Consider the following 11,232-nt stretch of genomic DNA (forward strand, 5'->3'; position numbering starts at 1 on the left):
ACAAAAATGAGTAACTGCTTTTTAGAGCAGTTACTCATTTTTGTTATTACTCGCTTACTTTTCTATTCTATTCTCTCTAATAATGTAAGAAACGATTGTAAAACTGGTGATATCCATCTAGATTTATGATAGATTACGTAGCTTTGAATGACGGCTGGAGTTTCGATGGGCTGAAAACAGAGTTGTTCTTTTTGATAACTTTCTTGTACAACGATGTAAGGGAGAATAGAAATTCCTAACTCACACATAACGGATTGTTTAATGACTTCAACATTGGAAGTCTCAAATGTTTTATTAGGATTTCTTCCGCTTTGACGTAAAAAACGATCTACCATTGGTCTATAGCCACAGCTTTGTTCTGTAAATATAAATTGAGTATCTTGTAATAAAAGGAGTGGATCAGTGTTTGAAGGGAAATGAGCAGGGAAAATCCATCCAAATGTTTCATTACATAAATTGCGCGTAATAAAATCATTATGCTCTATACTTTCTCCAATTATGAAGATAACATCGGTTTCTCCTTCATGTAGTTTCTTCAATGCTTGCTCATTGGTATTTGTCTCAAGTACGATATTTACTTTCGAATTTTCCTGTTTGTAAGTACGTAATAATTGTGGTAACCGATACACTGCCAATGATTCATTAGATGTAATAGTCAATGTTCCTTCTAAATGGTCACTGTTTTGAGGGATTTCTTGCGCTTTATCATAAATAGTAAGTAATTCTAATGCGTACGGATGAAATTGATGACCTGCTTTTGTAAGAAGTATTTTCTTTCCTAATCGATCGAATAGAGGAATGTTTAAATCGTTCTCTAATGCTTTAATATGGGCTGTCACAGTAGATTGCGCATAACCTAATGCATGAGCAGCTTTAGAAAAGCTGCCATATTTAACAATGGCACAAAATGTTTTAACATGTCTCATTTCCATAAATGATACCTCTTTTATTATCATGATTTGTGAATGATTATATCATGTATTTCAATTTTTCAAATCATTAAATTTCTTTTAAAATTAAGTTGTGGAGAAATTCATTCAAGTGAAATTGGAGGAGAAAAAATGAGTGAAAAGAGCTATCATGTAGCTGTAGTTGGGGCTACAGGCGCAGTAGGGCAAAAAATCATTGCATTGTTAGAGAGAGTAACGAAATTTAATATAGAAGAAATTACATTACTCTCGTCAAAACGATCTGCTGGTAAGATAGTACAATTTAAAGGACGAGAGATTAAAATACAAGAGGCAAAATCAACTAGTTTTGAAGGTGTAGACATTGCATTTTTTAGTGCTGGAGGAGAAGTTTCTAGACAATATGTAAATCATGCAGTTTCTAGTGGTGCAATCGTAATTGACAACACAAGTGAATACCGAATGGCACACGATGTACCACTCGTCGTTCCAGAAGTAAATGCACATACTTTAAGGGAACATAAAAGGATCATTGCAGTTCCGAATTGCTCAGCACTACAGATGGTAACAGCTCTTCAGCCAATTCGAAAATCATTTGGTTTAGAACGAATTATTGTTTCAACGTATCAAGCCGTATCAGGCTCAGGAATTCATGCGATTCATGAATTAAAAGAACAAGCTAAGTCAATGCTTACAGGTGAAGAAGTGAAGAGTACTATATTACCAGCGAAAAAAGATAAAAAACATTATCCAATTGCATTTAATGTATTGCCGCAAGTGGATATATTTACAGACAATGATTTCACATTCGAAGAAGTAAAGATGATTCAAGAGACGAAGAAAATTTTAGAAGATCCAAATCTGAAAATGGCAGCTACTTGCGTCAGAGTTCCAGTTGTATCGGGGCATTCTGAATCAGTTTATATTGAACTTGAAAAAGAAGCGACCGTTGCAGAAATTAAAGAAGTACTACTGAATGCACCAGGTGTTATTTTACAAGATAATCCTAGTGAACAAATTTATCCAACGCCATTATATGCAGAGGGTAAAAGAGATACATTTGTAGGTAGAATACGTAAAGATCCTGATACATCAAAAGGATTCCATCTTTGGATCGTTTCTGATAATTTATTAAAAGGTGCGGCTTGGAACTCAGTTCAAATCGCAGAGACATTGGTGGAAAAGGGGATTATTTAGTATAAAGTTATATAAATATTGAATATAGAAGGATATTTGGGAAACCGTTAATTATAATGGTTTCCCATTTTTTACTTAATGAGTATTTTACTAACTTCAATTAGAATTTAATTTAAGTTAGTTTTTATAGTGTTTTTATAAATATCAATTTTATCTGCAGAGAATTTTAAAGCTCTAGGTACTACATTAATTGTGAGATTAATATTAATTGATAAAGGCATTTCGACTTTTTTCACTACATCTTCTATCGCAATATACTCATCTTCTTTTTCGTTATAAAAAACAACGGAACTAATTAATACCTCATTATTTTCAATATCAATACTACACATCATAGGGAATTTCTCATCATTATGTATTATTAATTCGCCCAGTACTATGGAACCGTTTAACTCTTCTGTAAAATTTATTGTTTCCACTGGTTTTACCCACGTTTCATCGCACTCTTCGTTTTCCTCTTCATCTATTGCCCATTCCCATATTGGGTTTTGTTTCAAGTCTTCAATAGTTAATTCGTCAACTGGTTTGCTTTTACTCATATACAATTGCTCCCTTCATCATAATAAATGGATGATTAAAAAATATTCTTTCTTTAACTGAACAATATGGCCATTTGCATCCCTTTGAAATACAAGTTTTCGCATTTTTATAATCAGTTGAACGCCAATAAACAGGTTCAATGTAGAGTTTATTCCATTTGATATTATTTTAACTAGTTTCGAAATACTGTACGCATCCTAATAACCTCTCGAATACTTGTTCTTACAGTAATTTTAACAATGTTTTGAGTAGGTATCAAATAGTTATTAACTGACCTGATTGAAAAGAAAAAAGGATTGTTAATGTATGTGGAAAAGAGTGGAAAACATCAAGAATGAACAAAAGGATTTTGGTATGATATGGATATATTCAATGTGAGGGGGAATTTAAGGTGTATCAAATAAAGGGGTATTTTTCTTCACTAAAAGGAAATCATTATGAAATTGGTAAGCAACAAGGGGAATTCGTAAAGAAACATCCGTATCTCATTCCACAATTTATACAGCAAGAAAATTTAATATCGGATAACCATTGGACAGAATCTAGAAATGTACTAAAACAATATTGTCCAGGAATTAATGAAGAAATTGAAGGCTTTTGCGAAGTATTGAAAATCCCTTCAAGGAATATGATGTATTATTATCAGACACTATTAAAAGCAGGTTGTAGTCATTGTGCAGTATTACCTAAAAAAACTGATTTAAAGCATACATATGTACTAAGAAATTTTGATTTATCACCCAAAATAGATGATATGTGTTTTTGTTCGACGCATGTTGAAGGTGCATATGCACATAGTGGCTTTTCTACTCAATATTTTGGCCGAACAGAAGGAGTTAATGAGCATGGGTTATCTATTACATTTTCAGCATGTGGTCAACCTGTAGGGAATATTGAAGGTTTAAGAAAACCAATGGTAAATGGTTTGCAATGTTTTGCGGTAATTCGAGTAATATTGGAGAAATGTAGAAATACGCAGGAAGCTACATCTTTAATAAAAGAAATGCCTATAGCAAGTAATATTAATATAATTGTAGCGGATCCTTTAAACGCAGCACATATTGAAATATTTGACGGGCATAAATCAATAACAACAATTAATGAGGAAAGCCAAGCTTTTATCGTATCAACAAACCATGCAGTCAGTTCACCTATTCAGAAATTAAATAATAGGAAATTAGAACAATCTACAAAAAGATATCAAATTTTACATGAGCATTTAAATCGAAATGAACAGGTGAGCATGGAATCTTTAAAAGGATTGGTAGAAGAAGAATATCCTATCGGGGTGACGGTGCATAATTATGAAGAGTGGTTTGGGACTTTGCATTCTGTATTATTTGATTTACAGGATCGTACATTGAATATTTGTTTCGGATCGCCACTTTTAAACGAGTGGTACTCATTGAAGGTTGGAGAAAGCCTTCCGTTTTCCGAAGTGAATGTGAAGTTTAAAAATAAAACTTATGCTGACTTTTGGAGAGAAGAGAAAAATGAAATGACTCCTAAAGATCAAAAAGGAATAAGATGGTAAAATGAAGGGGCGGGAATAGACAGGAGGGATTGCCATTGCTACAAGCTATGTTACCAATTGTTCTAATCCTTTTTCTAGTCGCTTCGATGTATATAACTTATCAAAAAAGAAAAAAAGCGGGGATAAAAGGATTAAAAAGTGCATTAACTTCTATTTGTTGCTTTTTAATTGCAATTTTAAATTTGTCTGCATATTGGCTTCATTTTGGCGGTATTTTTACTTGGCTAGTCTCAATCATATTGTTGCTAGTGGGGGCGTATTTTACAAAATATATTCCAATCTCAAAAAAGGTGCACTAAAATTATATGAGTTTATATGTAATGTTTTATTTCAATGTGCTATAGATGCCTTTAAATCAATGCTTTTGAGCATTTCGATATGTGTTTGCAAACATTTTGCAAACACATATCAAAATATACTCTTCGTGAATGTTTTCACTGCATCTTCTTGCATATTGGGTAAGACATGAGAATATACCCTTAAAGTTAAAGAGATATCAAATGCTAATGACAGAATTCATGAAGTTTGTAAAGTGCGAGAACGAAGGTGTTTTTGACATCAAGCAGATGTACAGCGCGGAAAAAGCTTTCAAGAAAATGCAGAACCACCGAAATCTACATTTTGCTTACATGGGTATGCGAGTAAATGTAGCTGGCAAGTGGGGTACGATCGTTGGAAACTGGAAAACTAATTTGTTCGTTTTGTTCGATGGGGAAATAGAAGTGTACAACTGCCACCCTTATTGGGAAATTGCTTAATTCGATGAAGAGGGCAATGTGGTTCATAGCTGTCAAAAGGGAGAGTATGCGATATAAGTAAAAAAGGACGAGCAGTCGTACCTACTGTCCTTTATAGGAGAAAAATTATTCTGGACTAGAACTACGAATAACCAGAAAGCGCGCTTTTAACCAGTGTTGTCAAAGATGTAATAATCTATGCAACAAAAAAGCTTAGTCGGAATTCAAAACACCAAAATGGCTTGCATTGGTAAACAGGCTCAAAAGTAGTATATGCAAAATGGAAAATTCCATACAAAAAGCAGACAACAATTTTGGTTGTCTGCCAGTGAGTCGAATGAGTTAGCTAATTGTGATAAATTGCTTTCCCATTACAAGAAGAGTGAAGCTGCTAGTTCAAACAGCTTGTAGGTAGTCTTTTCGATATTTAAAAAAATATACAGAGAAAGCAGATAAGTGACGAATCTACCTGCTTCTGCTGTAACAAAAGAAAGAAGTATTAGCCGTGGATACGGCGGCTTGAAAATAGTATGTATTGGTTTTGAAAAAATATTCAAGGAGTGAAGGGAAATGGGATCGGGACAAATTTGAGGGCTATTCACTCGAACAGCTTCGTACCCGTCACAGTCGTTATCCTATTGTGACGGGTATCTGACTTATATTATTGAGGGAACGGGACGGAAGGATGCCACGGTATTGTTGCAGGAATCCAGACGAACCTGCGCGCTTACCCCAGCATTCGCGAGCTGCGTCACGGCATTCAAGATAGCAGATTTTCTGCCAGATTTGACGGCTACGTTATAGCTCACGACTAGGGGACGAACTGGGTCCTGAGGGGGAAATCGATTGAGAATCGCTTGATGATAGGTTGTTCTTAACGTGACGTTCGCTGTCAGCGTGATACCTTCTATAGTAATGCCAGTCAGCGTTGTCTCGTTAAATGAGGTGAGTTTGACTGTAAGCATGTAACGGTTTTGCATATTTATTTTTCCTTTATTATTAGACTTAATTTATTTTATGCTTGTCTAACAATTTAGTGTAGACACTTGCATCATAATAAGTAGAAAGATATATAAGATTATATTTTGATAAGGCGTGGAGATTAAAAAAAGGCAGTTGAACAAAAACGTTATTTGAATAAAAGCTAGTGGACTAGTTTTTAGCACTCACTGAAATTAATACTCATAATATACTTTGTAATAACTTATATGGAAGTGAGTTGAATAATAATGTTTTATTCATATTTTGATACCCGAGATAGAATGCGTCCGTATGGTACGGCGGGTATTACGTATAGCGGAGCACAAAGTACAATTCAAGCTGTTCAACAAGCGTTACAAGCACAGCAGCAAATGCAACAAATACAGCAAGGCATACAACCGTACTATTCATCTATGGAGTATTATTATCCAATGCATCATATTACACCATACGGAATTTCTGTTTCAACAATTCCATATGGAACTGTATACAACTTATAAAAATATGCGGGGAATAAATTTGAATATTTATATAACGGCGCAAGTACAGAGCGCCCTTATAAGAAATGATTTGTATCTGATGAATTAATATTCAATTAAATGTGTAATTAAGGTTAATATAAAAATTTTATTTTGTATGTATTTGAAACACGAAAAGAGCACTTAATAAAGTGCTCTCATGACGAGATCATTCACTCAAAAGAAAGGAATACACCATATCATACGAAAATCTTTTGAAATGCTCTTGGGTAAATTAATTATTATTTGTAAAAAAAGCAGTTAGCAAAAGCTGACTGCTCATCTCCAAGGGGAATTCGGAGTTTGGTATTTAAATGACGGAATTTTAGATTTTATTCAGAGGGGAAAATAAAAGCTAGGATTTCTCCTAGCACTCAAACATAAGTCATAGGGAAGGGTTTAATGTAGAACGTATGTCGCACTTTTAATATATAACAACTTCGGGATATTTTGAACAACAACGCTAATTTAAACAAAAAAGAACACTGTTTAACAGTGTTCAGTTACTGATATAAATTGTTATATGATACGTGTAATCCATCTTACTCGCTCTGCCTTGTGGCAGGGCTTTTTTATATAATAATATAAATTAAGTAGTTAAAGAGGTGTGTTTAAATGAGCTGGGAAGAATCATATAGAAGAGAGCAACCATGTCCATGTGGTAAGGGAAAATATATTGAAATTATGAAGGTGTATGCAATAGAAGAAATATAAAAAAGTGCTAACACGTATGCGGAATAGACATAAAACATCGCTGATTTGCCATTCATAAAAATAGACTTTTCTTAGCAGAAATCACTAATTATAAATACTTATAAAATTAGCTCTGATATAGCAGATATTGAAGCGAAGAAAAATAAAGATGGGAGTGCATATTGGAAATACGAAGATGACCAAACAAAGTTATGGAATATACGACTATAAAGCTAGAAAATGATGACATAAATCTAGATGTTATTGTTTAAATTTATATTTTATAATTTCCATTTATCCCGCATTAACTGCCCGGAAACGCCAGATTGGTTCAACTAATAATCAGTGGGGAATGAACAAAACCCCTACTGATTAAAGTTTCACTTTATATCGCTATTTCTACTTAGATTTAACGAACAGAAATATAGGAAAGTATCGATGGGGTTGTAGTTTATAAACGGAGGTCATGAAGATGAATAATTTTCAACAAGAACTACAAGCGTTAAGCCTTAATGATTATCAGCCTGGAAATATTGTGTATTGGGACCAGCAAAACCAATATCCATATTACTATATTGAAGATGCTGCTCGTCGCTGTGGTGGTTGTGGTCGCTGTGGTGGATTCCGTTGTTTTGGTTGCTTCGGCTGCTTTAGTTGTTTTGGTTGTGGTGGTTGCTCTAATTGCTCTAATTGTTTTGATGGTTTTAATGGTACTACTGTAACATTTGAATATTGATAAGAGACAAAAGGAATCCATTTTGAAAAAAGATTGATCAAAACGGATTCCTACTTTGTGAAGCATTATACAATTTTGTAAAAAAGCGCTAACAAGTTTTCAAACGAACTTGCTAACACCTATACGAAATAGATATAAAATATCGCTGATATGTCGCTTGATAAAACGATAATAATTAAGCACTTATAATGAATACTAGGTTTTTAGAAAAGAAACCACAAAATGTAATGTTTTATTTCATTATGAAAAGAAATTATTCTAATAGGTCGTTGTGCATCGGCTTCATAGGATAATCTCTTTTATGCTTATTTTTGTAGAGAATGTACTGTTAACTTTAGTTGTTCAATAAATTCTCGGGTAGCAGCGCACATGTATTTATCTTTTCTATAAATAAGTCCTATATCTATTGTTGGAGTGGGGTTTTCAATTTTAATAGATTGAATGTGTTCGCTTTGCAAAAAGTCTATATAAGGTTTTGGTAATACTGTAATTCCCATACCTTTTGAGACCATTTGAATTAAAGATTCCATTGTACTAATTTCTAAAATTGGCTTTGGTTTAAAGTTAAAGTTTTGGCAATGAGATGTAATTAATTCTGTTAAATAGAAATTTTTAGGCAGAAGAATTAAAGGATAGTCCTGTAATTCTTCAATAGATACATACTTACGTTCAGTTAAAGAATGGCTGGTTGGTACAACTAATGTAAGTTCACTTTTATATAGTGGGATAGAAACAATCTCTTTATCTTGCACTGGGAGAAATGTAATGCCAATATCTAATTCGTTTTGTAATAATTTTTCACGAATTTCTCCTGTACGAAGACCTAATACAGAAAGCTCAATATTAGGATATAAATTATTGAAATTTAAAATGGCTGGTGGTAGTAAATAATTTACGACGGTTAACAATGAGCCGATTGTTAAGGATCCATGCTGTAATCCGTTTAAATCTTGAATGGCAGAACGGGCTTGTTCGACTTCATGAAAGATTGTTTTACTGTGCGATAATAAAACTCTTCCTGCTTCAGTTAAAGATATTTTTTTACCAATTCGATCGAAAAGTGGCATGCCTACTTCATGTTCTAATGCACGTATTTGTTGACTTAGTGAAGGTTGTGAAATGTTTAATTTCTCAGCTGCTTTTGTAAAATGTAACTCTTTCGAAACAGCTAAAAAGTATTCTAGTTGTCGTAATTCGATTGGAATCACCTCAAATTTAATCATAGGATATACCTATCATTATTATATAAATAATTGAATTGAACAATGGTTTTATGAGATTTATAATCACTTTATCAGAAATGGATTGATTATAAAAATTAGATGAGGTGAAGCAGAATTGTTGAAATCGAACGTATTACCAGGAAATTATTCACAAGTACTTCAAAAAAGGTATGAGGCGGCTGTACCGACAGGAATATATCATTTAACGCCTTTATATGTAAAAGAAGCAAGAGGAGCGATAATTACAGATGTAGATGGAAATCAGTTTATTGATTTTGCTGGTGGAATTGGAATGCAAAATGTTGGTCATTGTCATCCGAAAGTTGTAAGAGCGGTACAAAAACAAGCGGAATCATTTATTCACCCATGTTTTCATGTAACTCCATATGAAAATTACATTACTTTAGCAGAGAAAATTAATGAAAAAGTGCCAGGAACAAGTGAGAAAAAAACGATGTTTGCAAATAGTGGTGCGGAAGCGATTGAAAATGCTGTGAAGATCGCACGTAAAGTCACAGGGAGAAGTAAAGTAATCTCGTTTGAACGAGGATTTCATGGGAGAACATTAATGACGATGTCTTTATCGACCAAAGAAAATCCATATAAAGCAGGATTTGGTCCGTTCGTTTCAGACATGCATATATTGCCGTATCCGTACTACTACAGAGCTGAAGAAGGGGCTTCTCCTGAAGAAGTGGATTCTCAAGTCATCTATCAGTTTGACAAGTTTTTAGAAGAAATATCACCTGAAAAAGTAGCGGCAATCGTAATGGAACCAGTACAAGGAGAAGCTGGATTTATTGTTCCTTCTATTTTATTTGTAAAACGAATCCGGGAGATTTGTGATCAATATGGTATTTTAATGATAATGGATGAGGTGCAAACTGGATTTGGTCGAACTGGGAAATGGTTTGCAACGGAACATTTTCAAATGGAGCCTGACATTATTACATTATCAAAATCAATAGCTGGAGGCTTACCATTAAGTGCAATTGTTGGCCGTGCGGAGTTGATGGATATTCCTGGGAGAGGGCAAATCGGTGGGACCTTTGCGGGAAGTCCATTATCATGTGCAGCCGGTCTTGCTGTATTTGAAATTATGGAAGAAGAAAATCTAGTTGAAAGAGCTCAGCAAGTTGGAAATAGAATAATATCACATTTACATGAAATGCAATTGAAATACGAGGTCATAGGTGATGTTCGCGGAATTGGTGCAATGATTGCAATGGAACTTGTAACGGATCGTATAACAAAAGAACCAGCAAAAGAACTAACATTAAAATTAATTGATGAATTCTGGAAGAATGGGCTTATAAGTATTGGAGCGGGGATATTTGATAATGTACTACGCTTTTTACCACCTCTAGTTATCTCAAACGAAGAAATAGATAGAGGGTTTGAAATAATAAATGAGTCTTTTGAAAAGTTGTGCCGCAAGTAAGAGGAGGGATTTGAATGACTAAAGTATATGAAATCCTATCTTTAAATATAGGATTGCCAAAAGAGGTTATGTATGGTGGGAAGTTAATTCAAACAGGGATAAATAAAAAGCAAGTAAAGGAACCTGTTTTTTTATCATTTTTAAAGTTTAATGGAGATGGACAGGCGGATTTAGTTCATCATGGAGGGGTAGATAAAGCGGTTTGTGTTTATACTGGTGACCACTATCCATACTGGGAAAAAGAATTGAATCAGGAACTTGTATATGGGGCTTTCGGTGAAAATATAACAGTAAGCGGAATGCATGAAGAAGATGTTTGTATTGGTGACACGTTTCAACTTGGAGAAGCGATTGTACAAGTAACGCAGCCAAGACAACCTTGTTTTAAATTAGCGAAGAAATATAATATTCCAAAGCTACCATTATATTTTCAAGATACAGGATACACAGGTTTTTATTTTCGAGTATTAAAAGAAGGGTGGATATTACCGGTAGATACTTTGAAATTGTTGAGGCCTGATCCAAAAGGTGTGTCAATTTCGTTTGCGAATCGCATAATGCATAAAGAAAAACAAAACTCTGAAGGATTAAAAAGGATTTTAGAAGTAAATGCACTGTCTACTAGTTGGAGAAAGACGTTTGAAAAGCGTATTAGGGGTGAAGAAATAAGTACGAAGGAGCGACTTGAAGGAACAAAATAATAAGTGAATAATATTTTTATAAA

General features: G+C 33.9%; 11 protein-coding genes and 1 pseudogene. 8 read left to right on the top strand and 4 right to left on the bottom strand.

Going from position 1 to position 11,232, the window contains the following annotated elements; translation table 11 throughout:
* Positions 1–62: 62 nt before the first annotated feature.
* A complete protein-coding gene (locus V7038_RS11530; protein WP_070170141.1) occupies positions 63–932 on the bottom strand; it encodes a LysR family transcriptional regulator in 870 nt (289 codons plus the stop codon).
* 129 nt (positions 933–1,061) lie between these two features.
* On the opposite strand from V7038_RS11530, the gene V7038_RS11535 reads away from it, so the two are divergent.
* A complete protein-coding gene (locus V7038_RS11535; protein ID WP_283747444.1) occupies positions 1,062–2,105 on the top strand; it encodes an aspartate-semialdehyde dehydrogenase in 1,044 nt (347 codons plus the stop codon).
* Positions 2,106–2,212: 107 nt separating this feature from the next.
* Here V7038_RS11535 and V7038_RS11540 read toward each other — a convergent pair whose 3' ends face one another.
* Positions 2,213–2,644, bottom strand: coding sequence for a hypothetical protein (locus V7038_RS11540; protein ID WP_335470281.1), 432 nt, complete (start codon positions 2,642–2,644; stop codon positions 2,213–2,215).
* 392 nt (positions 2,645–3,036) lie between these two features.
* Between V7038_RS11540 and V7038_RS11545 the strand changes: the two genes are divergently transcribed.
* Together V7038_RS11545 and V7038_RS11550 are read left to right on the top strand one after the other, a co-directional pair.
* Positions 3,037–4,179 (top strand): C45 family peptidase, encoded by a 1,143-nt coding sequence (locus tag V7038_RS11545; RefSeq protein WP_335470283.1) that lies wholly within the window; start codon positions 3,037–3,039, stop codon positions 4,177–4,179.
* Between the two features lie 35 nt (positions 4,180–4,214).
* Positions 4,215–4,478 carry a hypothetical protein gene (locus V7038_RS11550; RefSeq protein ID WP_071151261.1) on the top strand — a complete coding sequence of 88 codons (264 nt, stop codon included), beginning with the start codon at positions 4,215–4,217 and terminating at the stop codon, positions 4,476–4,478.
* Between the two features lie 109 nt (positions 4,479–4,587).
* Here the strand turns inward: V7038_RS11550 and V7038_RS29535 are convergent.
* A pseudogene (locus tag V7038_RS29535) lies at positions 4,588–4,677 on the bottom strand (tyrosine-type recombinase/integrase); the annotation flags it as partial.
* A gap of 2 nt (positions 4,678–4,679) precedes the next feature.
* On the opposite strand from V7038_RS29535, the gene V7038_RS29540 reads away from it, so the two are divergent.
* The 3 genes from V7038_RS29540 (at position 4,680) to V7038_RS11565 (ending at position 7,844) form a co-directional block, all read left to right on the top strand.
* Positions 4,680–4,937: a hypothetical protein gene (locus tag V7038_RS29540; protein ID WP_016104842.1), complete on the top strand. Its 258-nt coding sequence runs from the start codon at positions 4,680–4,682 to the stop codon at positions 4,935–4,937.
* A gap of 1,208 nt (positions 4,938–6,145) precedes the next feature.
* A complete protein-coding gene (locus V7038_RS11560) occupies positions 6,146–6,397 on the top strand; it encodes a DUF3947 family protein (RefSeq protein WP_002136277.1) in 252 nt (83 codons plus the stop codon).
* 1,183 nt (positions 6,398–7,580) lie between these two features.
* Positions 7,581–7,844, top strand: coding sequence for a heterocycloanthracin/sonorensin family bacteriocin (locus V7038_RS11565; RefSeq protein ID WP_335470286.1), 264 nt, complete (start codon positions 7,581–7,583; stop codon positions 7,842–7,844).
* 305 nt (positions 7,845–8,149) lie between these two features.
* On the opposite strand, the gene V7038_RS11570 is transcribed toward V7038_RS11565, so the two are convergent.
* Positions 8,150–9,052, bottom strand: a complete 903-nt coding sequence (locus tag V7038_RS11570; protein ID WP_087947322.1) for a LysR family transcriptional regulator — start codon at positions 9,050–9,052, stop codon at positions 8,150–8,152.
* Between the two features lie 130 nt (positions 9,053–9,182).
* Between V7038_RS11570 and gabT the strand changes: the two genes are divergently transcribed.
* Both gabT and V7038_RS11580 read left to right on the top strand, forming a co-directional pair.
* The gene (gene gabT / locus V7038_RS11575; RefSeq protein ID WP_335470288.1) at positions 9,183–10,508 is read left to right on the top strand and encodes a 4-aminobutyrate--2-oxoglutarate transaminase; all 1,326 of its coding nucleotides are present in this window, start codon (positions 9,183–9,185) and stop codon (positions 10,506–10,508) included.
* 14 nt (positions 10,509–10,522) lie between these two features.
* Positions 10,523–11,209, top strand: a complete 687-nt coding sequence (locus tag V7038_RS11580) for an MOSC domain-containing protein (RefSeq protein ID WP_199661239.1) — start codon at positions 10,523–10,525, stop codon at positions 11,207–11,209.
* The last annotated feature ends 23 nt before the right edge of the window (positions 11,210–11,232 follow it).

Origin of the sequence: Bacillus sp. JJ783, assembly GCF_036963225.1 — a bacterium.
Taxonomy (GTDB): Bacteria; Bacillota; Bacilli; order Bacillales; family Bacillaceae_G; genus Bacillus_A; species Bacillus_A cereus_U.